Genomic DNA, 24,614 nt, shown 5'->3' with positions numbered 1-24,614 from the left:
GTTGTCAGTCCTCGAATCGCATCCCGTGCCGCGCCTTCACTGCGGCGATCGCCTTCAGCACCTCGGTAATGCACTCGTCGCGATAGCGCTCGAGTTCCTTGATGCTGCGCTTGCCTTGCTGCTCGCTCGTGCCTTCGACGACACTGTCGATCAGTGCGTCGGTCAGCTTCGGCGCGACCAGCTTGGTCCACGGCAGTTCGAGCGCGGGGCCGAACTGCTGCATGAAGTGTCGCATGCCCGCGTCGCCGCCGGCCAGCGTGTAGGTCAGGAACGTGCCCATGAACGACCAGCGGATGCCGGCGCCGAAGCGGATCGCGTCGTCGATCTCGCCGGTCGTCGCGACGCCTTCGTTGACCAGATGCAGCGCCTCGCGCCACAGCGCTTCGAGCAGCCGGTCCGCGATGAAGCCCGGCACTTCCTTGCGCACGTGCAGCGGCCGCATGCCGAGCTTGCGATAGATCGCCATCGCCGCTTCCACGGCTTCCGGCGACGTGCGCGCGCCGCCGAGCACCTCGACGAGCGGCAGCAGGTAGACCGGATTGAACGGATGGCCGACCACGCAGCGCTCCGGATGCACCGCCCGCGCATAGAAGTCGGTCGGCAGCAGCCCCGACGTCGACGACGCGATGATCGCGTCGGGCTTCGCCGCGCGGCTGATCTGTTCGTGCAGTTCGAGCTTCAGCGCCTCGCGCTCGGGCGCGCTTTCCTGGATGAAGTCGGCATCGGCGACGCAGGCCTCGATCGTCGACGCGAAGCGCAGCCGCGCGGGATCGGCGCCCGGCGCGAGGCCGACGCGTTCGAGCGCGGGCCATGCATTCGCAACGTTCGCGCGCAGCCGCTCTTCCGCGCCCGGTGCCGGATCCCATACGACCACGTCGAGACCGTACGCGAGCGCACGGCAAATCCACCCGCTGCCGATCACGCCGGTGCCAATCGCGGCGAACGTCCTGATGTCGGTCTTCACAGCCATGTCAACGCATCCTTCAAATCGAGGGGGATCGGACGGCGGCCGCACTCGTGCGCGCGCCGCCGCAATAAAGCTGGATCAGTTGCAGACACTCACGCGAATTCGGTCACCGCACGCCGTTCGAGCGGACGTTCGCCGCGCGCCGGCAGGCCGAGCTTGCGACGCCCTTCGGCCGGCGTCAGCACGCGGCCGCCGAGCCGTTCGACGATTTCCCGCGCGCGCTCGACGAGTGTGCCGTTGGTCGCATGCACGCCGCGATCGAGCCAGATGTTGTCTTCGAGGCCGACGCGCACGTGGCCACCGAGCAGCATCGCCTGCGCGACCATCGGCATCTGCATGCGGCCGATCCCGAAGCCGGCCCAGTGCGCGCCCGGCGGCAGGTTGTCGACCATCGCCTTCATCGTGCCGGTGTCGGCCGGCGCGCCCCACGGAATGCCGAGGCACAGCTGGAACAGCGGCGGATCGTCGAGCAAACCTTCCTTCAGCAATTGCTTCGCGAACCACAAATGGCCCGTGTCGAAGATTTCCAGCTCCGGCTTCACGCCGAGTTCCTGGATGCGCTTCGCACCGGCGCGCAGTTGCGCGGGCGTCGACACGTAGATGTAGTCGCCGTCGCCGAAATTCAGCGTGCCGCAATCCAGCGTGCAGATTTCCGGCAGCAGTTCCTCGACGTGCACGAGGCGCGTGAGGCCGCCGACGAGATCGGTGCCCTTGCCGAAGCGCATCGGATCTTCGCCCGGGCCGATTTCCAGATCGCCGCCCATGCCGGCCGTCAGGTTGATGATCACGTCGACGTCGGCCGAGCGGATCCGGTCGACCACCTCGCGGTACAGATTCGGATCGCGGCTGCCGCGGCCCGTCTGCGGATCGCGCACGTGGCAGTGCGCCACCGTCGCGCCGGCCCTGGCCGCTTCGATCGCGGCGGCCGCGATTTCCCTCGGCGTGACCGGAATCGCCGGGTGCTTGCCGACCGTGTCGCCCGCGCCGGTGACCGCGCAGGTGATGATGACTTCGTTGTTCATGCTGTGAGCCCTCGCTTGATTCGGATGGTGTCGCCCGATTTCCGTCGTACTGCAGATGATTTGTCGCTGCGCGCCGGGAACGCCCGGCGCGCACGGGCCGTCACAGGCCGAGATAGGCCTTCACGGCGGGCAGCCCGTCCTTGCCGTCGAACGTCTTGACGCCGGCCAGCCACGCGTCGAGCACCTGCGGATTCTTCTTCAGATACGCCTTCGCGGCGTCGGCCGGCTTCGTCTTGTTCATCACCGACTGCATCAGCTGGTTCTCGAGCTGTGTCGAGAAACGCAGGTTCTCGATCAGCTTGCCGGCATTCGGGCAGCGGGAAATGAAGTCGGGCGCCGTCAGCGTGTACACGCGCGCTTCGCCATAGTTCGGACCGAAGGACGCGTCGCCGCCGGACAGGTAGTTCATGCTGATCTGGATGTTCATCGGATGCGGTTCCCAGCCGAGGAACACGACCCACTTCTTCTCGCGGATCGCGCGCTCGACCGTGACGAGCATCCCCGCCTCGCTCGATTCGACCAGCTTGAAGCCGCCGAGGCCGTACTGGTTCGTGTCGATCATCTTCTGGATCGTCGCGTTCGCGCTGCTGCCCGGCTCGATCCCGTAGATCTTGCCGTCGAGCTCCGCGCGGTGTTTCGCGATGTCTTCGAAGGTCTTCAGGCCGGCCTGGTATTCGTAGCTCGGCACCGCAAGCGTCGCCTTCGCGCCCGACAGGTTCGGCGGTTCGACGACGTTGATCGACTTGCTGTCGAGGAACGGCTGAAGCTGCTTTTGCTGCACCGGCCACCAGTAGCCGAGCGACACGTCGAGTTGCTTGCTCTTCAGGCCGGCGAACGAGATCGGCACCGATGCGATCGTCGTCGTCGGCTTGTAGCCGAGCCCTTCGAACACCGTCGAGGCGAGCGCCGTGGTGGACGTGATGTCGGTCCAGCCGATATCCGCAAAGCGTACGTTGCGGCAGGTCGCGGCATCCGTTTCGGCCTGCGCCGCAGTCGCGAATGCGCCGGTCGCCAGCACGGCCGCGACGAACGCGGCGATCTTTGTCGACTTCATGGTTTCTCCCCTGTGGGCCGATGTGCGACGGTGCGCGGAGTGCGTCCCGGCCTGCATCGTGGGAGTAAAAGTAACGAGCCATATTGGTCGCAAGACGACCGGCGGCGACCTGTTCTTGACTATTTGCGACTATGGGTGGAAACCACTATGCACGGGCTGTGGCTTGTGCGGCGAGGGTTTGGAGCAAATCCAGATGGGCGGGGGGTTGTCCGGATGCGGCGCAGGGAAGGCAGACCGGACATGCTTCGGCGGCGGCGCGCGAGCAGGTGTGACGCGGTTCCCGGCCCCGCGCGTCCGGGCCGGGAACCGAAGCGTTATCGGGGGACTTCGACGTAGGTTTCCCTGCAGATCTCACGCAGTGCCTGAACCAGCAGATCCCGCGTCGGCACATGCGATTCGTCGGCGCGGGTAAACAGCGCGATGGGCGGCAGCGTCCAGACCAGCGAGTAAGGCACGATCGCCACCCCGGCGATGCGCACCATTTCCTCCGCGATATCGGCCGGCACGATCGACACGGCCTCGTCGCTCGACGCGATCATTTCGCCAATCAGCTTCGACGAGTAGCTTTCGACGATCGGCACCGGCGGCGCAATGCCCGCCGACAGAAACAGGTCGGTCACCTGCTCGCGCATCGGCGTGTGCGGGGCGCCGAGAATCCAGTCCAGCGCACGCAACTTCTCCCAGTCGAGCCTCGCGCGGGCCAGTTTCGCGGCCAGCCGCCGGCTCGCGATCATCCGCGGCTGCTGCTGGTACAGCACCTCGAACGACACCTGCCCCAGATCGACCGCCGACGATGCCCGCCCGATCACGAGGTCGACGCTGTGATCCCGGAGTTGCAGCAGCAGTTGGTCGCTGGTGCCTTCGTGAATCGTCACCGTCACGCGCCGCTCCATCCGCGATTGCAGCCGCTTGAGCGCCGCCGACAGCATCTGGCCCGAAATGAACGGGATCACGCCGATATGCAGGTGGGCCGCATGCCCGGCGGCAACCGCCTCCATCTCGCGGGCGAGGTGGTCGAGGTCCTGCAGCATCGCCCTGGCCCGCTCGAGCACCACCGCGCCCAGCGCGGTCGGCCGCATCCCGCGCGACGAGCGCTCGAACAGCGGCGTGCCGAACATGCTTTCCAGCTCCGACAGCGCGTTCGTCACCGCCGGCTGGCTGCTGGCCATGTGCTCCGCGACGCGCGTCAGCGACCCGTGCTGCTGGATCTGCAGCAGCAGCATCAGGTGCCGCATCTTCAGGCGGGCGCCGAGCCGCCTGACCACGTCGTTCGCGTCGAATGTCATTGACTGGTCAATCATTCATCATGAAAAAGTGATGGACCAATATTAAAACAGAATCATCTCGTTATGGCCGGTGCCTAGAATCACTCCCCATGGATCGCGCCGGGACTGGCCTGGCGCACATGCCCGGACCCAAGAACATGAAACAGACAGAGACTCAGCAGCAGGCAGCGTTCGACTATCACGAGTTTCCGACCCCGGGGAAGATCTCCGTCGTCGCCAGCAAGCCGCTCGTGACGCAGCGCGATCTCGCGCTCGCCTACACGCCCGGCGTCGCGAGCGTCTGCGAGTCGATCGCGGCCGAGCCGCTGAACGCGCACCGCTTCACGAGCCGCGGGAATCTGGTGGGGGTCATCACCAACGGCACCGCGGTGCTGGGTCTGGGCAACATCGGCGCGCTCGCGTCGAAGCCGGTGATGGAAGGCAAGGCGGTGCTCTTCAAGAAGTTCGCGGGCATCGACGTGTTCGACATCGAGATCAACGAAACCGACCCGGACAAGCTCGTCGACATCATCGCCGGCCTCGAACCCACCTTCGGCGGGATCAACCTCGAGGACATCAAGGCGCCGGAGTGCTTCACCGTCGAGCGCAAGCTGCGCGAGCGCATGAAGATCCCCGTCTTCCATGACGACCAGCACGGCACCGCCATCACCGTCGCCGCCGCGTTCATCAACGGGCTGAAGGTCGTCGGGAAGTCGATCAAGGACGTGAAGGTCGTGACGTCGGGCGCCGGCGCGGCCGCGCTGGCCTGTCTGGACCTGCTGGTCGACCTCGGGCTGCCGATCGAAAACGTGTGGGCGACCGATATCGAAGGCGTCGTCTATCGCGGCCGGACCACGCTGATGGATCCGGCCAAGGAACGCTTCGCGCAGGAGACCGATGCACGCACGCTGTCCGAGGTGATCGGCGGTGCCGACGTGTTCCTCGGGCTGTCTGTCGGCGGCATTCTGAAACCGGAAATGCTGAAGGCAATGGCCGCGCGCCCGCTGATTCTCGCGCTCGCCAATCCGACGCCGGAAATCTTCCCGGAGCTCGCCCATGCGACGCGCGACGACGTCGTGATCGCGACCGGCCGCTCGGACTTCCCGAACCAGGTCAACAACGTCCTGTGCTTCCCGTACATTTTCCGCGGCGCACTGGATGTGGGCGCCACCACGATCACCCGCGAAATGGAAATCGCCGCGGTTCACGCGATCGCCGGCCTCGCCCAGGAAGAGCAGAACGACATCGTCGCGGCGGCCTATGGCGGCGACGAAGTGTCCTTCGGCCCGCAATACCTGATTCCGAAGCCGTTCGACCCGCGCCTGATCGTCCGTATCGCACCGGCCGTGGCCAAGGCTGCGATCGAAGGCGGCGTGGCGACGCGCCCGCTCGCGGATCTCGACGCGTACGTCGAGCAACTGCAGCAGTTCGTCTACCACTCGGGCGCATTCATGAAGCCGCTGTTCGCGGCCGCGCGTCAGCTCGTGCGTGACGGCGGCAAGGCGCGCATCGTGTTCACCGAAGGCGAAGACGAACGCGTGCTGCGCGCGGTGCAGGTCATCGTCGACGAAAAGCTCGCGCGTCCGATCCTGGTCGGCCGTCCGGAAGTGCTGCTGGCGCGGATCGAGCGGTTCGGCCTGCGCCTGCGACTCGGCGAGGACGTCGAAGTCACCAACCCGGAATACGACGAACGCTTCCCGCAATACTGGACGACGTACTGGGAACTGCGCTGCCGCGACGGTATTTCGAAGGAAATGGCGCGAGTCGAAATGCGCCGTCGCCTGACGCTGATCGGCGCGATGATGGTGCGGCTCGGCGACGCGGACGGGATGATCTGCGGGGCCGTCGGCGAGTATCACAATCACCTGCGCTTCGTCGACGAAGTGATCGGCAAGAAGCCCGATGCGTCGACCTACGCGGCGATGAACATCCTGTTGCTCAATCAGCGGACGGTGGCGCTGGTCGATACGCACATCAACGACAACCCCGATGCGGAACAGATCGCGGAATACACGATCGCCGCGGCGCGCCAGATGGAGTGGCTGAATCTGACGCCGAAGGTTGCGTTGCTGTCGCGGTCGAACTTCGGGTCGGGCAGCGCGGCGTCGGGCGTGAAGATGCGCAAGGCGCTGGACATCATTCGCGCGCAGGCGCCGGATATCGAGGCGGACGGCGAAATGCACGGCGACTGCGCGCTCGACGAAGCCCTGCGGTCGCGACTGCTGCCGATGTCGCCGCTCAAGGGCGCGGCGAACCTGCTCGTGTGCCCGAACGTCGATGCGGGAAACATCGCCTACAACCTGCTGAAGACCGAAGCCGGCAGCAACGTTGCGGTCGGGCCGTTCCTGCTCGGCGTGAATGCGCCGGTGAATATCCTGACGTCGAGCTCCACCGTGCGACGGATCGTGAACATGACCGCGTTGACGGTGATCCAGGCGAATCGCAACGTGGCCGGCTGATCGATTCTTCGCGGCACAGTTGTTCATCGAGCGGCGGATAGCCGGATCCGGAAGGGTTCGGCGATCCGCCGCTTTTTCGTACCGGTGCCGCTCTGGCTGGCGTGCATGGCGGCCGTATCTGTCGCGTCGGGCATTGAAGCAAGCAAAGCCCGGTGCTCGCAGGCAAACCGCTCGCGCAGGAAGGCGTACCATGAAGAAGCCATCGAGCGCCGGGCTTGCGTTCGTGCCCGGGCGCGCCACGTCTTCCCGACTCGGAGTCCCGCCATGATCCTGTACCACTCCACCCCCGATTCGCCGGTCGTCGAAATATCCGTCGAAGGAAAAATCACCGACCACGAACTGCGCGAAACCATCGAGCGCATGCGCAGCGATCTCGAGCTGAACGGCAAAACCCGTGTGCTCGAACGCATCGAACATTTCAGCGGTATCGAGCCGAAGGCGTTGTGGACCGACGTGACGCTCGGCGTGCCGCTCGCCCGCAAGATCACGCGGGCTGCCGTGGTGGCCGACGCGAGCTGGATTCACGCGTCGATGCATCTGGCCCGGTTCTTTACGAAGGCCGAAATCAAGGCGTTCCACGTGAACGAGCTGGAACAGGCGCGTGCCTGGGTCGCCGCGTGAGAAGCCCGAACGGGCCGAGACTGGTGGAGTCGATCCGGCGCGGATAGCCCAGGTGGGCGATCGACTCGGCAATGATGTCGTGCCGGTACGGCAGACAGGGGGCCGTGTTCTCGCGGCGCGACCCGTGGGCGCTCATCCGGTCTCGCTCCGGACGGTTTGCGCAACCCGCTTACATCATCGAAGATCGTTCGGCGCGTCCGGGGGCGCTGCCACGACCTTCGAGGCGTGGGCCGCTTTTCGGGAAGCCGCCGAGTCGCACGGTGCAGGCGGCGCATCCAGTGGCGCCGAACAACCCGGTCTCGCCACTTCATGCGCCGCCATGCGCTCTTTCAGAGAGAAACGTTCTACAGAACGCGCTCCAGCGCGCCAGCGAATCTGGCAACCGCGGCATCGACATCATGCAGTTTGTCGAGACCGAACAAACCGATCCGGAAGGTCTTGAAATCCGCCGGCTCGTCGCATTGCAGCGGCACGCCGGCCGCGATCTGCATGCCGACGTCGGCGAATTTCTTGCCGGAGCGAATGTCGTCGTCGTCCGTGTAGCTGACCACGACGCCCGGCGCCTCGAAGCCCTTTGCCGCCACGCTCCTGAAACCCTTTTCGGCCAGCAGCGCGCGGATGCGCGTGCCGAGTTCGAGCTGCTCCGCACTCACCTTGTCGAAGCCGTACGCTTCCGTTTCCTTGATGACGTCGCGCAGCGTCGCGAGGCTGTCCGTGGGCATCGTCGCGTGATACGCGAATCCGCCGTTCTCGTACGCTTCCATGATCTGCAGCCACTTGCGCAGATCGCAGGCGAAGCTGGTGCTGGTCGTCGCATCGATCCGCTCGCGGGCGAGCGGGCCGAGCATCACCAGCGCGCAGCCGGGCGATGCGCTCCAGCCCTTTTGCGGCGCGCTGATCAGCACGTCGACGCCGCTCGCCTCCATGTCGACCCAGATCGTGCCGGACGCGATGCAATCCAGCACGAACATGCCGCCGACCGCATGCACGGCGTCGGCCACCGCGCGCATATAGCCATCGGGCAGCATCATCCCGGATGCGGTTTCGACGTGCGGCGCAAAGACGAGATCCGGCTTGTGCTCGCGGATCGCCGCGACGACTTCGTCGATCGGGGCCGGCGCAAACGCGGCCTGCCTTCCCGATTCGACCGGACGCGCCTTCAGCACGATCGATTCGGACGGAATACTGCCCATGTCGAAAATCTGCGACCAGCGGAAGCTGAACCAGCCGTTGCGGATGACCAGACACTTCTTGTTCGTCGCGAACTGGCGCGCGACGGCTTCCATGCCGAACGTCCCGCTGCCCGGGACGATGGCGACCGCCTTCGCGTTGTAAACCTTTTTCAGGGCGGCGGAAATGTCGCGCATGACGCCTTGAAAGCGCTGCGACATGTGATTGATCGACCGGTCGGTATACACCACCGAATATTCGAGGAGCCCGTCGCGGTCGACATCGGGAAGTAATCCTGGCACGTTCGCCTCCGGTAAAGGATGAACCATGTGATGAGAGCGCGCGGTATTCATGGGCGGATACCGCTGCGCCCATGCAAAGCTGCGTTTTTGCTTGGACGACGACCGATTCTAACGAAAGCGACGGAAGGCGGGGGGCTGGGGGGTTTGTGCGGTGCGTGAAGGGGCGCTTTGGGGGATGCGCGTGCGTGGAACGGCGGGGCGCACCGACCGTGAAGCAACCGTGCGGCGACCTGGCGGTGCGCTTCTCCGTCGATATGACTGATCGGCTCGCAGGCAAACGGTTTCGGTGAGCCGTGCCATTCACGACCGGCGCCCGCATGGGCGCTCAAGTGCCGACGTGACGCTCGCGGCGATACGGCCGAAACGTGTTCCGCGATCTGCCGTGCCCGGTTGTTTTCATCGCCGTGCTTGCAGTGCAGCAAAATGCGTGTCCTGTTGCCCGGGTGCGGCCCGTGCGATGATGCGCCATGACTGACATGAGAGATGGAATGACGACTACATTCGACGAGGCGACGACGGCGGCGATCGCCGCGTTTGCCCAACTGGATTTCTACACGGCGGTGCAAGCGATGCGCGCCGAGGCCGATTACGACCACGAACGAGACCAGTGGATCTCGCGCTATATCGACGAGCACGGCGGCGGCGCTGACGACGCAGCATACGACGCCTTGCACGCACAGGCCCAGGCTACCCCGGAATACGCGCAGTTCGTCGATGCGGTTCGCCGGGAAATCCTGGAATACTTCGGCGTGACCGACGATCAACTGGACTGGATGATCGTGCTGCGCAATGACGACAGCGATGCACTTTGGGCGGAAGTCAACCGGCAGCGGAGCGCGCTGGGAACCGGCGAAGTGCGCGGAGATCTCTGATCATGGCCTGCCATTTGGGCCTCGAGCCGGGCTGGTCGCGATGCCGGCGGTCGTGTTCCTGTCGCCGCAGCCGCGCGTGACGGCGCGGGGAGACCGCGCCGCCGTTGACGGCCCGAATCAGTACCGGTCGGATACCCCTTCTATCCCGCGCTCGTGCAGCGCGCGGACCAGCCCGGCACGCACGGTCGCGACGTCCGAAAACGCCGGCCGTCGATGCGCGGCAACTTCGGCCGCCGTATAAGGCCTGAAATCGCGCGGCAGCGCATCGCGGTTCATCGTCGTGAGCACCCAGTTGAGCACGTCGGCGAGATCCTGGTCGGACAGCGCCGAGTTCGACGCGCCGGGCACGCGCATCACGTACTCGCGCCCCGCCGGCAGATGCGTGAAATAGCCGAGCGAATTCGCGAGCGGCGGCACCTTGCCCGGAATGCCGCCGCCCGTCGCCGTATGGCACCCCATGCAGTTGAGCACCCAGTGCTGCCGCGCAAGCGTGGCGTCGGTCACGCCGTCGGCATATGCGGGTATCGCCATCGCACATGCGGCACCCGCAACCGCCACCAGCCACGACGGCAGACGGCGCCCCATGCGCGACGCCTTCACAGCCCCAGCCCCTTCGTCACGATCGCACGCTGCGCGTGCACGGCCGTCCCGTCCATCTCCTTCGCCCGCGCCGCGCGAATGTCCGCCGCGGTGAACGGCTTCGCGCTGCCGTGCTGCTCGTTGAGATCGAACACGACGTAGTTGAGCACGTTCGCGATATCGTCGTCGCTCGCGCTCGCAAACGACGGCATCTTGAAGTTGTAGTGCTTGTCGCGCACCTCGATCTCGCCGAACATCCCGTGCAACAGCGTCGCCGTGAGCTGCGCACGCCCTGCGTCGGCGCTCGCGTACTTGCCCGGATACTCGGTCAGCGGCGGCGCAAGGCCGTCCTGCCCCTTGCCGCCCGCCTGGTGACACACCGCGCACTGCGCGTCGAACAGGCTCTTGCCCGCAGGGTAATGGACAACCTGCTGCGCGCCGGCGAAACCCGGCAACGCAAAACCGGCCGCAGCGGCCATGCATGCAACAACGATCTTTCCAGCTTGCTTCACTTTCATTGCTTTGCCGCCCCCAGCAGGACCGAAACCGAACAGTGGTAATTCGAATTACCGTTCGCCATGCACCAGTTGATGTCGTTGTTCAGCGACAGCTTGTACAGCGGCTTCTCGCGCTCGTTGCGATTGCAGAAGCACTTGCCGCACGATGTCTTGCCGCAGCAGTCGTTGTACGACACGATGTAGTCCGACCCGTCATGCGGATTGCGGCAGGTGCCGATCCACGTGATCGGCGACGGTGTCGTGCCCGGCGGGCAGCTGCTCGACGTGCCGCCGCAGCAACTGCACAGCCAGCCGTCGATCGCGCAGTACTTCCAGTAATCGCAGCTCATCGGATCGTCGCTCGCGCCCGATGCGGCGGCGCCGGAAGCCGCCGATGCGCCGGACGCCGCATCGGCCGCATACGCGGTGCGATCGACGGGCAGGAGCGGCAGCATCGCCGACCCCACCAGCACCTTGCCGAGCTTCGCCATCGCGCTGCGCCGCGAACTGTGCTGCGCGACGCCGCGCGCCGACCGTTCGAACCATGAATCAAACAGGCCCATGTCGTTGTTCTCCGTTGACGTTGAAAGAGAGTCGGCCGATCACGCGTGCTGCGCGTGCTTTTCGTGACCACCGTGGTCGTGATCGCCATGCACGAACTGCTGCAGCGACGCGACGCCACGCTCCTTCGCTTCGAACAGGCTCTCGAGATGCTCGCGGGTATTGACGAGGCCCTTCGCGCGCACGGTGCCGGCATCATCGAGCAGCACCGCGTACGGCAGCTTGCCGATCTGGTACGCAAGACCAAGCTCCTGCGACAGCACGTACGGAAAGCGCGCGAGGTTGTGCTTCTGCGCGAAACGCGTGTGTTCGTCGAGATCGCCGTCGCTCGCGAGCACGATGTTCAGCGGCGTCGATTCGCTCGCCTGCAGCGACGGCAACAGTGGCAGCAGCTTCTTGCAGACCGGACACGTCGGCGACAGGAAAAACAGCAGCGTGGCCTTGCCCGCTGCATCGATGCCGCCGACCTTCACCTGCGCGCCGCGGATGTCGGTCAGCTCGAACATCGGCGCGATCGCGCCGACTGCCGGCCCCTTGTCGATCATCAGCGCGCCGGCCGGCATGATGCGTTCGTACAGGATGCCGATCTGCCGGACGAGCGCGAGACAGATCGCGCCGAGCGCGAGAACGGCAACCCACAGCAAGGCGGTGGAAACGGTGAGAGCGGTTTGCATCATGAATTCCTCAGGTGGGCAAGGCGCGGTACGTTGGCGAGCAGCACGTCGACGGTGAGCAGCGCGCAGACGATCAGCAATACGGAAGAAAACAGCGTCAGGTAGTCGAACCACACGACCGCGCGGCCGCCCGGTTCGACGAGCGCGGTCGCGGCCAGCGCGACGAGCAGCATCACGCGCGCGACATGCGGCCAGCCGATGCCGCGCGGCGCATCAGCGCGCGTCGCGGCGAAACCGGAACAGCCGCAGTCGATGTCGGTATGGCCGCGCAGGATGTTGATCGTCATGCCGGCCGCGAACACGAGCAGCAACGCGATCAGGCCGAGCGCACCGGCCGTGCGCGTATCGGGAAACAGCAGCGCGGCCGCGCAGAGGGCTTCCGCGAGCGGGATCGCGAACGCAGCCGGCGCGGTGAGCGCATCGGGCAGCAGGCGATAGCCGGCGAGCGCCTGCCGGAACGCGGCGGGCCGGCGCATCTTCGCGAAGGCGCCGAGCAGCACGACGACGGCCGCGCCGGCCTGCGCGCTGGTGGCGAGTACGGGATCGAGCGTCATCGCGGCCTCACGGGTTCACGAGCAGCGACGGCGTACTGCCGATCTGCTTCTCGACGTGCTGCAGCTTGCCGGTGCGCGCGTCCATCACGACGAGATCGGACGTGCCGGTCAGCCCGTAGAACAGCGGCTTGTCGTCGTCGCTGACCTGGATCGACACGAGCGGATCGACCTTCTGCTGCGCGAGATCCCAGCGCGCGACGCGCTGTTTCGTCTTCAGGTCGTACACCCACACCTGCGTGCCGGGGTCCTTGTGCGAACCGTCGCCGCCCTTGTGCATCAGCACGTAGTAGCGGTGCTGCTTCGCCTGCACGGCAGTCTGCTGCATGCCGCCCGGCCGCCAGCCTTCCGCGCGCTCGGCATCGGTCACGAGCGACCACGACTTGCCGAATACCGGCTTGTCGCCGCTGAAATCGGCGCGGCGCACGTTGCCGTGGTACGTCGTGAACAGATAGCCGCCGTCGTAGCGCGACGCGTTCACGAAGGCCGGATCCCGGTCGACGTCGATGAACGCATCCGACATCGTGCGCTTCACTTCCTTGCCGCTCGCGTCGAGCGTGATGGTCAGCGCCTTGCCGCTTTCACACAGCGCGGTGAAGCGGTCGTTGCCCGACGGATACGCGAGCACGCACGCCGCGGTGTCGATTTCCGACAACACCTTCTTCGACACCGCATCGATCACCGTCACCGACGCGGCCGGCGTGATGTTCGCGACGTACAGCCGCTTGCCGTCCGCGCTGAACGCGGTGTTGTACGGCGACGGCACGTGCTGCCCGTGCTTCGCCGGAATCACGATCTCGCCCGTGTGATCGAGCGTCGTGTTGTCCGTCATCTCGACGACGTCGGTGCGCGTGCCGTGCGAGCCGCGCGAGAAATAGGTCGTCGCGATGAAGCTGGTCTTGTGGTCCGGCGAGATCGCGAGGCCGGGCGCGAAGCCGCCGTCGATCTGGCCGAGCAGCTTCTTCGCGTCGGCGTCGTACACGTAGATGCGCCCGTCGGTCATCGTCGGCATCGCGATATCGACGACGTAGACCTCGTGCGGATGCCACGGCGGCATCTTCTGTACGACCAGCTCCTCGGGCTTTTCCGTCGCGTATGCGCTGCCGGCCCACGCCGCCGCGAACGCCAGCGTCGCCGCGAATGCCGCGGTTCGTCGCCTTGTTCTCATGTCGCCTCCAGTTGGGAATCACGTTATGTGGGGCGACTGTAGTTCGACAATAAATCCGCTCGACACCAGGACCGGCAACGCGTGCGTGCCGATTCGGGATATTGGAAAACCGCCTGAAAGGCACGCGGGAAGCCCCGCTTCCGACCCCTGAAAAACCCCATGCCGAATAGCGCTCGCCCGTATTGCGCCGACCGTTCGGTCGGTTTATTCTTGCGCCGTCCGAACGACCGCCGGAGGCGCCGTGCTCGTGTTTCACCAGATGTTCGACGATGCAGACCGGCATGCCGAGGCGCTGCGCGGCTGGGATCAGCGTTACGACCAGATTGGCCCCGGCTCGTATCGCAGCGCGGTCAAGCACGTGGAACTCGACGGCGTGCAGCTGTTCCAGGAAGCGGCGAACGTGCGCATCATCCAGCGCGGACAATTGCCGAGCGGCCATACGGTGTTCGGGATGCCGCTCACCGGCTCGGGCACCTTCGCGTTCGGCAATGCGCGCATCGAGCGCGGCACGATCGTGATGGCACGCGGCGGCTCGCCGTTCGAACTCCATTCTCCCGACGACATGTCGCTGATCGGCGTGGTCGTCGATCCCGAGCTGATGCAGCAGATCGAGGATATGGCCGACGTCCGGGTGGACGGACGCACGCTGCGGCGCGGCGTCGTCGACGTGCCGGTCGCCGCGCGCGAACGCGCGAGCGTGCAGCTCGCGACGCTGCTCGAACGCGTGCTGGCGAACCCCGCTACGTTCGATCCGGCGCGGGCGCAGTGCGAGCTGCGCGGCGAAGTCGCCAACGTGCTCGTCGATCTCCTCACATACCGGATGCCCGAACCGTCGAACCGGCTCACGCATGCATGTCACGCCGACATCGTGCGCCGCGTGCACGACTACGTGATCGAGCACCCGGAAGCCCCTGTCGACATCCTCAGCCTGTGCACGCAACTGCGCGTGAGCCGGCGCACGATGCAGAACAGCTTTCAGTCGGTCGCACAGACGAGCCCGCTGAACTACACGCGCTCGCTGCGCCTCGCACAGGTGCGCCGCCTGCTGCTCGACACGCGGCAAGCCGATCTGCCGATCAGCGAAGCGGCCGCGCGCTGGGGCTTCATCCACCTCGGGCATTTCGCGAACGCATACAAGGCGCAGTTCGGCGAACTGCCGTCGACGACCGCGCGCCGGTCGGTGCGCGGCTCGAAAACGCGCTGAGCGCCGGCAAAACCCGCGATAATGCCGTGTTGAACGTTCGGCTCGTGCGAGCCGGGCGCGGCGCCGCGGCGCGCAAGGCGCGACGACCACCCGATTTCACCCCACGCCCCGATGCCAGAGGATTTCCACTTCCTGTTGCTGCCCGGCTTCTCCGCGCTCGGCTTCATGTCCGCGGTCGAGCCGTTGCGCGTCGCGAACCGCTTTCGCACCGAGCTGTACCGCTGGCATGTGATCAGCTCGGACGGTGCGCCCGTGGCCGCGAGCAACGGGATTCCGGTCGCGGCCGAAGCCGCGTGTGCGGACGTCGCGCAAGTCGAGACGGTATTCGTCGTCGCCGGCTTCGATCCGCTGGTGTGCTACGACCGCGCGCTCGGCGACTGGCTGCGCCGCCAGAACCGGCACGGCGCGACGCTCGGCGGGATCGACACCGGCAGCTTCGTGCTCGCGGAAGCCGGGCTGTTCGACGCGTCGCAAACGCTCACGCTGCACTGGGAAGCGCTCGCCGCGTTCCGCGAACGCTACCCGGGGCTGAACGCGACGCAGGAGCTGTTCGAGATCGACGACCGGCGCATCACGTGCGCGGGCGGCACTGCGTCGATCGACATGATGCTCGACCTGATCGGCCGGCGGCACGGCGCCGACCTCGCGGCGGCAATCTCCGAGCAGTTCGTCGTGAGCCGCATCCGGCAGCGTTCGGACAGCCAGCGGCTCGAGATCGCCGCGCGCTACGGCGTGCACAACCGCAAGCTGATCCAGGTGATCGGCACGATGCAGCGGCACATGGAGAATCCGCTCGGCTCCGATGCGCTCGCGCAGGAGGTATCGATCACGCGGCGCCAGCTCGAACGGCTGTTCAGCGCGACGCTGAACGACACGCCGACGCGCTTCTACCTGAACCTGCGTCTGGACCGCGCGCGCGAGCTGCTGCAGCAGACCGACATGAGCATCACGTCGGTGTGCGTCGCGTGCGGCTTCGAGTCGCCGTCGCATTTCTCGCGCACGTACCGCTCGCGTTTTGGCGTGAGCCCGCGCAGCGACCGGCGTGCGACGCATTGAGCGTCGCCGGTTTGGCGCGCAAGCCGGCGCGCCATCGCGCCGCGATCGAATCTCCCGCCCGGAAATCGACCCAGGCCGCCTACCCGTCCGGGCGCGCTTGCCGTTCCGGCTAGAATCGTCGTTCGATCACTTCCACAACACGATGGACCGCCATGACCGATTTCTCCCGCTCCGTCGACAACCTTTCGCCCGATCGCGTCACGACCGCGTTCGATCTTCCCGGCCATACGACCATCCGCTCGCTCGGCGTCGCGCAGGGCATCATCGTGCGTTCGCGCTCGATCGTCGGCTCGTTCGGCGCGGCACTGCAAACGCTGTTCGGCGGGAACATCACGCTGTATACGTCGCTGTGCGAGAAGGCGCGCCAGCAGGCCTTCGACAAGATGCTCGCCGATGCGCGCAAGCTCGGCGCGAACGCAGTCGTCGCGATGCGCTACGACTCGACCGAGATCGGCACGGGCGTCACGGAGGTCATCTGCTACGGCACGGCCGTACAGGTCTCGCGCGACGCCGGCACCTGAGCGTCAGGCGCTACGCGCTGGCCGCACACACGATCGCGACGATCGAACCGACCACGAGCACCGCGCCGATCGTCTTGCGCTTGTTCAGCTCGGTCCACAACAGCACGCCGGTCAGCGACAGCAGAATCAGCGCGCCCGCGAGCGTATCGACGAGCAGCACCCAGCCGATGCTCATTCCCACGCCCTTGTGCAGGTTCGTCAGCCAGGCGAACGTGCCGTTTTCGCTGCGCTTGAGCGTCATCGTGTCGCTGCCGACCCAGTAGTCGACCGCGACGCTTTCACGCGGCGACGCGAACACGAGCTGCCAGTGCTCGGGCTGCACGGTCTCGCGGTCGCCCCATGCGACCGGATGCTCGGGTTCCTTCTGCACGCGGCCCATCCGTTCCGGCAAATGCAGATCCGGTTGTCCGCGCAACCATTGCGCAAGCTCGCGCGGCGAATCGGGTTCCGGGTCGGGCACGTCGAGCCGCAACGTCTCGACATGCGGCGCGCCGGTCTGGATCCGCAGCGGCGGCGCGCGATGATTCAGCAGGAACCCCGTCGTGCCGAACAGCAGGCCGAGTGCGGCGCCCCACAGGCCGACCCAGCCATGCACCTTGCGCAGCCACCTGATGAACGTGCCGCGGCGCGATCGCGTGCCGCCGGCACCAGCGGCGCGCGGGCCGGGCGCGACGCGCGACGCGGGCGCCGCGTCGATTTCGATGGGATCGGCAACGCTCACGTTTCGCTCCAGATTCTCAGAAGATTGTGATAACAGCCGACCAGACTGCGGCACGCCTGCGCATCGGCGCCGCTGGCGTTGAGCCGCTGGATCGCCGTGTCCATGTCGAACAGCAGCGCACGCTGCGCATCGCCGCGCACGAGGCTCTGCACCCAGAAGAAGCTCGCCACGCGCACGCCGCGCGTGACGGGCGTGACCTGGTGCAGGCTCGTCGCCGGGTAAACGATCATGTCCCCGGCCGGCAGCTTGACCTGCTGGACGCCATACGCATCCTCGATCACGAGTTCGCCACCGTCGTATTCGTCGGGCGCGGACAGGAACAGCGTGACGGACACGTCCGTGCGCAGCTTCACGCCGTTCGGCAGCACGCGCACCGCGCCGTCGACATGACTGCCGAACGTCATCCCGCCTTCGTAGCGGTTGAACAGCGGCGGATAGACCTGGTTCGGCAACGCCGCGCTGATGAACAGCGGATTGCGCTCGACCGCGGCAAGGATCACGTCGCCCAGTTCGCGCGCGACCGACGAATGCTCCGCGATCTGCTGGTTGCGCTTGACCGGCGCGCCCGTATAGCCGGCCGTCACACGGCCGTCGACCCACGCGTCGCCCGCGCGGTCAAGCCGGTCGCGCACCGTGCGCACCTGCTCGGGCGTCAGCACGTTCGGGATGTGTACAAGCATCGTTTCACCTCTTTCATCGAATGGCGCAGCGGCACGCGTATCGCTCAGAACCGGTAGTCGAGCGTCGCGAGGAACGTGCGCCCGACGCCCGGCACCGCGCGGCCGCCGTCCGACTGGATCAGCGCGTCGTAATAGAACTTGTTGGTCAGGTTCAGCAGGTTCAGGCGCAGGTCCCACTGCTTCGCGTGATACGCGGCCGTCGCATCCCAGCGCGTGTAGCCCCCCACCTGCACGTAGTCCGTGTTCGCGGCGTAGCGTCCCGACATGTAGGTCGGGCCGCCGCCGATCTCCCAGTGCGGCGTGAACGCGTACGTGGTCCACAGCGTGAACGTGTTGCGCGGCGTATTCGCGAGCGTCTTGCCCTGCGTGCCGTCGAGCGCGCTCAGGATCGCGCCGTTCATGTACGTGTAGCTGCCGAACACCTGCCACTTCGGCGTGATGTGGCCCGTCACGCTCGCCTGGAAGCCGCGCACGCGAATGTCGCCTTCCAGCAGGTATTCGCCCGTCGACGTCTGCGTGCGCGCGTTGCTCTTCTCCTGCTGGAACAGCGCCGACGTGACCGACAGGTTGTCGTTCAGCAGGTCCCACTTGCCGCCCACCTCGTACGACTTCGTGTGTTCGGGCGAGAGGTTCTGCGTATTGTTCGTGACCGTCAACGTCTCGAGCGACGGGTTGAACGACGTGCCGTACGAGAAGTAATACGACTGCGATTCGGTCGGCTGGTAGATCAAGCCGGCCCGCACGCTCGTGAAATAGTTCGTCTGCGACGCATAGCCGGGTGCGCTCACCGTGTTCGCGAGATGCGCCTGGAAGCGATCCCAGCGCAGACCGCCGACGAATTTCCAGTCGCGGCCGATCGACACCGTGTCGTTCAGGTACGCGGCGAGCGTGGTCGCGCCCGATTCGGCATGGTTGGTCGGCGTCTGCGTCGCATTGGACGCCGTCGACGACAGGTAGGCCGGATCGATCAGCGACAGGATCGGCAGGCCGCTGCGCGTGTACGCCTGGTTCGTGTAGCTGTCGTGCCCGACTTCGACACCGGCGATCAGGTCGTGCTTCACGAAGCCCGTGTCGAACCTGAAATGCGCCATCGTGTCGTTGTCGACCGAATGGTTTTCGATCACGCGGTCGTGGCTCGCGAGCCTCACGTACAGCGCGGACATCGGCAACGACGTGTAGTTGCCGTTCGTCAGTGCCGTGCTCGACGACAGCGGCCCCGTCAGCACCGCGTTCGGGGCCGTCTCGCGCGCATCGGTCATCGAGTGCGAGAACGACGTGCGGTTGCTGATCGTCAGCGCATCGTTGACACGATGATCGACGCGCGCGGACACGGTCTGGACGTCCTGGATCGTGCGGTCGTCGGCGAGGCCGTAAAAGGTGTTCTTCGACACCGGCGCCGGATGGCCGTTGACCGCGAGCACGCCGTAATCGGGCATGTCGTAGTTGTGCTGGATCAGCGCGGAGAGCGTCACCTCGGTCGGCGTGCCGATGCCGAAGCGCAGCTCCGGCGCGATCCCGTAGTCCTTGTTCTTCATCACGTCGCGCGTCGAGCCGAGCGACTGGCCGAACGCGTTGATGCGGAACGCCGACGTCGCGCCGAGCGGCCGGTTCAGGTCGACGCTCGTCCGGTAGTGATCATCGGTGCCGATCGTCGTCGATACCTCGGCCGACGGCGTCAGGTTCGCCTTCTTCGACACCTGGTTGATCACGCCGCCCGTCGAACCGCGCCCGAACAGCATCGACGACGGGCCGTACAGCACCTCGACCGAATCGAGGTCGAACGTGTCGCGGTAGTACTGGTTGCGGTCGCGGAAGCCGTCCAGGTAGATGTCGTTCTGCGCGGTGAAGCCGCGCAGGTTGATGTTGTTGCCGATCTGTCCGCCTTCCGCGCCGCCGATCGTGATGCCCGGCGCATTGCGCAACGCGTCCTGGAACGACGTGAGTCCCTGCGATTCCATCAGCGCCTTGTTGATCACCGTGACCGACTGCGGAATGTCACGCAGCGCGGTCGGGGCTTTCGCGCCGACGGTCGAGCGTTCGGCCTGAAAGTCCTGTTGTACGGCCTGCCCCGAGACGCTGATCGTCGGCAGCACGTCGTGGGCGGCCGGCGGCGACGCCTCGCCCGGTTTTGCCGCGGCGGGCGGCGACGATTCGGCGCCCATGCTCTGGGCGAGTGCGGGCGAAGCGATAGGCAAAGCAAAGGCCAGCGCGAGCGCGCTCGCGAACGGGGTCTTGTTCGGCATGGAAATCCAGTCGGAATGAAACCGTCCTGCGTGGACACGCGGCGATGCGCGCGCACGAAGCACGGATGCGATGGCTTGCTGGCCGCCGACTATCAGGCCGACAACGACACTAGATGGCTACGGTTGACGAGTGGCCACGGCAGTTGCCGCAGCGATCACAGTAATGAGAATCGATATCATTCCATGTATTTCTTTTTGTTTCAATCGATAACTGCTTCGTCATACGAAAGCGCTATGTTTCTAAAGATTATGGAAAGCGCAATGAAATTTGTTGTAATTGATTTGCAATGAAAAGATGATTTCTTCCGACGAACGATCGGCCGAGCCCTTGTGCTCCAAGGGGTTGAAGGGAATGGCGCCGGTTCGGTTTCGTACTCGGCAGACCGGGGCCATGCCCACGGTTTTCTAAATCGGCATTCCGGCCCGACCGAATTGATCGCAGCCGGATTGATTATTCAGACGATTATCCGGACCCGAAAATCGTTTGGCATTTGATTGAAACAAGAAAGCAATTTGAAATATCTCGCCGTCAGCCGCGCCGGTTTCGACCGAATGCCACGGACACCCGGGTCGGCTCAATGATCGCGCTCCAGCGACGTCATGTTCCGCAATGTCGGAAACAGCCGCATCCACGTGAGCGCAACGGCGATCGTCGCCGCGCCGCCGACCACGATCGCCGCCGGCGCGCCCCACCATGCGGCCGTCACGCCCGATTCAAATTCGCCGAGCTGGTTCGACGTGCCGATGAACAGCGAGTTGACCGCGCTCACGCGCCCGAGCATGTCGTCCGGCGTTCTCAACTGCACGAGCGACAGGCGCACGACGACGCTCACCACGTCCGACGCACCCAACGCCGCCAGCGCGACGAGCGACAGCGCGAAATGCCGCGACAGCCCGAACACGATCGTCGCGATGCCGAACGCGATCACGCCGCCGAACATCGCGCGGCCGGGCCGCCGCTTCAACGGAAAACGCGTGAGCCACAGCGTGCCCGCGAGCGCGCCGACCGCGGGCGCGGCGCGCAACGCGCCGAGCCCCCACGGCCCCACCTGCAGGATGTCGCGCGCGTAGATCGGCAGCAGCGCGGTCGCGCCGCCAAACAGCACCGCGAACAGGTCGAGCGACAGCGCACCGAGAATCGCCGGTTCGCGCCGGATGAACGCGATGCCCGAGAACACCGAGCGCAGCGTGACGGGCTCGCGCGCGGGCGGTGCGCTACGCAGCGGAATCGTGCCGCTCAACACCGCCGCGATCGCAAACGCGGCGACACTCGTGCCGAAGGCAACGGGCGCACCGAGGCCGTAGAGCAGCCCGCCGAACGCAGGCCCGAGAATCTGCGCGGCCTGGTTCGCGGACGTCGACAACGCGGTTGCGCGCGGCAAGTCGCTACGCGGCACCACGGCCGGCAGCAGCGACGACACCGACGGCGATTCGAACGCGCGCGCGGTGCCGACGATCGCCGCGAGCGCATAGACACCCGGCGCAGCGAGCCACCCTTGTGCCGCGCCGAGCAGGAACACGCCGGCGGCCAGCGCCTCGACGCTCTGGCAGATTGTCGCGATGCGCCGCCGGTCGTAACGGTCGGCCACCTGTCCGACGACGAGCGTCAGCGCGAACATCGGCACGAACTGCGCGAGGCCGACGAGGCCGAGCGCGAACGCACTGTGCGTGAGTGCATATACGTACCAGCCGATCGCGACCGACAGGATCTGGAACGCCAGCGACGACATCACGCGCGTGCCCCAGAAACGCTGGAACGGTGCGTGGCGGAACAGGTTGGCGGGTAACGGAGACGGCGGACTGGACTCGGGTAACGGGGCGGTCATCGGGAAGGCGTCATCGAAGGGCGGCCGGCGATCGACGATACGCGACGCGGCCAAACCGCGATGATATCGCCAACCGCCGGACTCCTGTCGGGCACGCGCCCGATGCGGACGACGACAGCCCGCATCGCGCGACGCCGCACGTCATCGCACCGGGTTGCACAAAAAAAAGCGCGAACCGCAGTTCGCGCCAAAGAGAGACCTCGCTGAAGACGTCGAAAGATCTGCCGCACCCCGCTCAGAAAGAATGCCGCATGCCGATCCGCACATCGGCCTGCGTCTGCGTCGTCGACGGCGTGAAGCTGTAGCCGATGACCGCATCGACGCCCTGCGACGCGCGCAGGTAATCGCCGGAGATATACACGTCGGTGCGCTTCGACAGCAGGTAGTGCAGGCCGGCCGTGCCCTGGTTCCAGTGGTGGCCTTCGAAGCGCGTGTGCTGATAGCCCGCGATGAAGCTCAGCGCCGGCGTGAACTGGTACAGGCCGCCGCCTTCATACACCTGCATGTGCGACGACTGGCCGAAGCCCTTGATCGTCGTGTACGAGAAGTTCGCGTCGAGCGACAGCTTGCCGATCGTGTAGCTCGTGCCGATGCCGAACGTGCCCTGGCTGTCGACGTTCATCGCCGTATCCGCGTACAGGTCGGTGCGCGCGCCGGTCACCGGATCGACGGTGACGGTCTGCTGGCCGAGGAACGTATGCGTGCCGATCATCGCGTACGGGTCGAACGCATAGATGCCGTTCGGGTTGTTCAGGCGCGTGTATGCGGCGCCGACCGAGAAGTCGCCGCGCGTGAAGCTCGCGCCCGCGCTCCATGCGCTGTTGCGGTGGAAGTTGCCGGCGACGTTGCCGAACGAGTACATCGCGCCGAACTTGAGGCCGCTCATGTCGTTCGACAGGAATTTCACCGAGTTAGGCAGGCGGTCGCCGTTGAAGCGGTCGAAGTCGCCCTGGTGGATCGCATAGCCGCTGCCCCATGCCGAGATGTTGTAGATCGACACGAGCTCGTTGGTGATGTCGAGCTGGTTGCCGAACGACAGCGTGCCCCAGTTGTTCTGCAGACCGACGTAAGCCTGACGCCCGAACTCCGAACCGCCGAAGCCGAGCTGCCCGTTGCCGAGGTGGAAACCGCTCTCGAGCGCGAAGACCGCCTTCAGTCCACCGCCGAGATCTTCCGTGCCCTTCAGGCCGAAGCGGTTCCCGTATGCGACGCCGTCGTCGAACTTGACCACGTGCGAACCGCCCGTGTTGTTCACGTACGTGATGCCCGCGTCGAGAATCCCGTACAGCGTCACGCTGCTCTGCGCGTGGCCGATGGCGGGAATACAGGCCGCGCATACCAGCGCGGCGGCTACGGCAACTTTCTTTTGCTTCATTCTCGCCCACCCTCCCTGAACCGTTCAATGGAAAGAACCGTGACCTGACGCGCGCTGCAATACGCCGGCTGATTCGAATTCAGTACGTCCGATGGCTTCGGCATTTCTTTTTTCGCAATAACGCAGCCATTGGCGAAAAATACAAACCCATATTTCAGGTCACCCGTCTGAAGGCGACACCAAATAGTCTCGATGCGACTGGTCGGGAAAACACGGAGACGGGCGGCCGGGCAAAAAGCCGGCCGCCCGGAGGCAGGTCAGCGGCCGTCGAGCGCCGCGCGCACGGCCGGCAGCGCCGGTGTGCCGGACGCCGTGGTTACGCCGTCCAGCCAGCCCTCGACGAGCGTGGGGTCGGCCTTCAGCGCACGCTGCGCCGCGACCGCGGGCGACGACTTGTTGTCGAGCATGTCGGCGATCATCTTGTTTTCGACGTCGACGGAGAACGTCATCTGCCGGAACAGCCGCGCGAGGTTCGCGCACTGGCCGGCAAAGCCCGAGCGGGTCACGGTGTTGACCGTCGCACCGCCGTAGTTCGGCCCGAAGTACGCGTCGCCGCCCGACAGGTAGGTCAGGTGGAACTTGGTGTTCATCAGGTGCGGCTCCCACGCGAGGAACACGATCCAGCGCTTGTCGCGTACCGCGCGCTCGACCTGCGTGAGCATCCCCGTCTCGCTCGATTCGACCAGCGACCAGTTCGCCGTGCCGAGGGCATGGTCGGACAGCATCCGCTTGATGTTCTGGTTCGCCGGCGCGCCAGGCTCGATCCCGTAGATCTTGTCGCCGAAGCGGTCCGCGTAGCGCGCGAGATCGGCGAACGTGTGCACGCCGGCAGCCGCGACGTAGTCGGGCACCGCAAGCGTAAACTTCGCGCCGCTCAGGTTCGCGTGCAGCACGTCGATCGATTTCTCGTCGACGAACGGCTTCACGAGCGGCGCCTGCGCGGGCATCCAGTTGCCGAGGAAGACGTCGACCTGCCCTTTCTTGAGCCCTTGGTACGTGATCGGCACCGACAGGTTCGCGACGTCCTGCCGATATCCGAGCGCCTTCAGCACGACGCCGGCCATCGCGTTCGTCGCGTCGATGTCGGTCCAGCCGGGCGCCGCCATCCGCACGTCGCGACACGTCTGCGGGTCGGCGGCGTGCGCGGGCAGTGCCGCCATCGCGCATGCGGTCGCAGCGAATACCGCGCCGGCCCTCCGGATTGCTGCATTGCACTCTCGTTTCAT

Annotated in this window: 23 protein-coding genes; 6 read left to right on the top strand and 17 right to left on the bottom strand. The window is 65.9% G+C overall.

Translation table 11 applies throughout. The features are described from left to right. Positions 1-4: 4 nt before the first annotated feature. From DIE13_RS09800 to DIE13_RS09780, 4 genes are all read right to left on the bottom strand, one after another. Entirely contained in the window at positions 5-970 is a 966-nt protein-coding gene (locus tag DIE13_RS09800) for an L-carnitine dehydrogenase (protein ID WP_124826955.1), read from the bottom strand. Positions 971-1,059: 89 nt separating this feature from the next. Beyond that, positions 1,060-1,989, bottom strand: a complete 930-nt coding sequence (locus DIE13_RS09795; RefSeq protein ID WP_124826954.1) for a 3-keto-5-aminohexanoate cleavage protein — start codon at positions 1,987-1,989, stop codon at positions 1,060-1,062. A gap of 100 nt (positions 1,990-2,089) precedes the next feature. After that, positions 2,090-3,043 (bottom strand): choline ABC transporter substrate-binding protein, encoded by a 954-nt coding sequence (locus DIE13_RS09790; protein ID WP_124826953.1) that lies wholly within the window; start codon positions 3,041-3,043, stop codon positions 2,090-2,092. A 314-nt stretch (positions 3,044-3,357) separates the two neighbouring features. Beyond that, positions 3,358-4,329, bottom strand: coding sequence for a LysR substrate-binding domain-containing protein (locus DIE13_RS09780; RefSeq protein WP_124826951.1), 972 nt, complete (start codon positions 4,327-4,329; stop codon positions 3,358-3,360). Positions 4,330-4,466: 137 nt separating this feature from the next. Between DIE13_RS09780 and DIE13_RS09775 the strand changes: the two genes are divergently transcribed. After that, positions 4,467-6,767 (top strand): NADP-dependent malic enzyme, encoded by a 2,301-nt coding sequence (locus tag DIE13_RS09775; RefSeq protein WP_124826950.1) that lies wholly within the window; start codon positions 4,467-4,469, stop codon positions 6,765-6,767. A 264-nt stretch (positions 6,768-7,031) separates the two neighbouring features. Next, a complete protein-coding gene (locus tag DIE13_RS09770; RefSeq protein ID WP_124827041.1) occupies positions 7,032-7,388 on the top strand; it encodes an STAS/SEC14 domain-containing protein in 357 nt (118 codons plus the stop codon). Between the two features lie 344 nt (positions 7,389-7,732). Here the strand turns inward: DIE13_RS09770 and DIE13_RS09765 are convergent, their stop codons facing one another. Continuing rightward, positions 7,733-8,860, bottom strand: a complete 1,128-nt coding sequence (locus DIE13_RS09765) for an aminotransferase class V-fold PLP-dependent enzyme (protein WP_124826949.1) — start codon at positions 8,858-8,860, stop codon at positions 7,733-7,735. A gap of 488 nt (positions 8,861-9,348) precedes the next feature. Between DIE13_RS09765 and DIE13_RS09760 the strand changes: the two genes are divergently transcribed. Next, positions 9,349-9,732, top strand: a complete 384-nt coding sequence (locus DIE13_RS09760; RefSeq protein ID WP_124826948.1) for an ATP-dependent protease — start codon at positions 9,349-9,351, stop codon at positions 9,730-9,732. Positions 9,733-9,849: 117 nt separating this feature from the next. Here DIE13_RS09760 and DIE13_RS09755 read toward each other — a convergent pair whose 3' ends face one another. The 6 genes from DIE13_RS09755 to DIE13_RS09730 are packed head-to-tail and all read right to left on the bottom strand — an operon-like array spanning position 9,850 to position 13,762. After that, positions 9,850-10,317, bottom strand: a complete 468-nt coding sequence (locus DIE13_RS09755; protein WP_124826947.1) for a cytochrome c — start codon at positions 10,315-10,317, stop codon at positions 9,850-9,852. A gap of 11 nt (positions 10,318-10,328) precedes the next feature. Further along, positions 10,329-10,829, bottom strand: a complete 501-nt coding sequence (locus DIE13_RS09750; RefSeq protein ID WP_124826946.1) for a c-type cytochrome — start codon at positions 10,827-10,829, stop codon at positions 10,329-10,331. Continuing rightward, positions 10,826-11,371, bottom strand: a complete 546-nt coding sequence (locus tag DIE13_RS09745; RefSeq protein ID WP_044847763.1) for a methylamine dehydrogenase light chain — start codon at positions 11,369-11,371, stop codon at positions 10,826-10,828. The genes DIE13_RS09750 and DIE13_RS09745 overlap by 4 nt, the downstream gene beginning before the upstream one ends. Positions 11,372-11,410: 39 nt before the next feature. Continuing rightward, entirely contained in the window at positions 11,411-12,046 is a 636-nt protein-coding gene (gene mauD, locus DIE13_RS09740) for a methylamine dehydrogenase accessory protein MauD (protein WP_124826945.1), read from the bottom strand. Then, on the bottom strand, positions 12,043-12,597 hold the full coding sequence (locus DIE13_RS09735; protein ID WP_124826944.1) for a MauE/DoxX family redox-associated membrane protein: 555 nt from the start codon (positions 12,595-12,597) through the stop codon (positions 12,043-12,045). Before DIE13_RS09735 ends, mauD begins: the two co-directional genes overlap by 4 nt. Before the next feature lie 7 nt (positions 12,598-12,604). Then, a complete protein-coding gene (locus DIE13_RS09730) occupies positions 12,605-13,762 on the bottom strand; it encodes an amine dehydrogenase large subunit (RefSeq protein ID WP_124826943.1) in 1,158 nt (385 codons plus the stop codon). A 241-nt stretch (positions 13,763-14,003) separates the two neighbouring features. On the opposite strand from DIE13_RS09730, the gene DIE13_RS09725 reads away from it, so the two are divergent. The 3 genes from DIE13_RS09725 (at position 14,004) to DIE13_RS09715 (ending at position 16,543) form a co-directional block, all read left to right on the top strand. Continuing rightward, positions 14,004-14,966 carry a helix-turn-helix domain-containing protein gene (locus DIE13_RS09725; RefSeq protein WP_124826942.1) on the top strand — a complete coding sequence of 321 codons (963 nt, stop codon included), beginning with the start codon at positions 14,004-14,006 and terminating at the stop codon, positions 14,964-14,966. 111 nt (positions 14,967-15,077) lie between these two features. Beyond that, positions 15,078-16,022 (top strand): GlxA family transcriptional regulator, encoded by a 945-nt coding sequence (locus DIE13_RS09720; RefSeq protein ID WP_124826941.1) that lies wholly within the window; start codon positions 15,078-15,080, stop codon positions 16,020-16,022. A gap of 152 nt (positions 16,023-16,174) precedes the next feature. Continuing rightward, positions 16,175-16,543 (top strand): YbjQ family protein, encoded by a 369-nt coding sequence (locus DIE13_RS09715; RefSeq protein WP_124826940.1) that lies wholly within the window; start codon positions 16,175-16,177, stop codon positions 16,541-16,543. A gap of 10 nt (positions 16,544-16,553) precedes the next feature. On the opposite strand, the gene DIE13_RS09710 is transcribed toward DIE13_RS09715, so the two are convergent. From DIE13_RS09710 to choX, 6 genes are all read right to left on the bottom strand, one after another. Beyond that, a complete protein-coding gene (locus DIE13_RS09710; RefSeq protein ID WP_124826939.1) occupies positions 16,554-17,264 on the bottom strand; it encodes a PepSY-associated TM helix domain-containing protein in 711 nt (236 codons plus the stop codon). Continuing rightward, complete coding sequence (locus tag DIE13_RS09705; RefSeq protein WP_124826938.1) at positions 17,261-17,944, bottom strand: Fe2+-dependent dioxygenase; 684 nt, start codon at positions 17,942-17,944, stop codon at positions 17,261-17,263. Before DIE13_RS09705 ends, DIE13_RS09710 begins: the two co-directional genes overlap by 4 nt. A 44-nt stretch (positions 17,945-17,988) precedes the next feature. Beyond that, on the bottom strand, positions 17,989-20,187 hold the full coding sequence (locus DIE13_RS09700; protein ID WP_124826937.1) for a TonB-dependent siderophore receptor: 2,199 nt from the start codon (positions 20,185-20,187) through the stop codon (positions 17,989-17,991). A gap of 575 nt (positions 20,188-20,762) precedes the next feature. Beyond that, on the bottom strand, positions 20,763-22,013 hold the full coding sequence (locus DIE13_RS09695; RefSeq protein WP_124826936.1) for an MFS transporter: 1,251 nt from the start codon (positions 22,011-22,013) through the stop codon (positions 20,763-20,765). Between the two features lie 235 nt (positions 22,014-22,248). Further along, on the bottom strand, positions 22,249-23,388 hold the full coding sequence (locus DIE13_RS09690; protein WP_124826935.1) for a porin: 1,140 nt from the start codon (positions 23,386-23,388) through the stop codon (positions 22,249-22,251). A gap of 257 nt (positions 23,389-23,645) precedes the next feature. Continuing rightward, positions 23,646-24,614 (bottom strand): choline ABC transporter substrate-binding protein, encoded by a 969-nt coding sequence (choX, locus tag DIE13_RS09685; protein ID WP_124826934.1) that lies wholly within the window; start codon positions 24,612-24,614, stop codon positions 23,646-23,648.

This window comes from Burkholderia sp. Bp9016 (assembly GCF_003857765.1).
Taxonomy (GTDB): Bacteria; Pseudomonadota; Gammaproteobacteria; order Burkholderiales; family Burkholderiaceae; genus Burkholderia.
The sequence above is the reverse complement of the archived record's forward strand: the minus strand, read 5'-3'. Positions and strand labels throughout refer to the sequence as shown.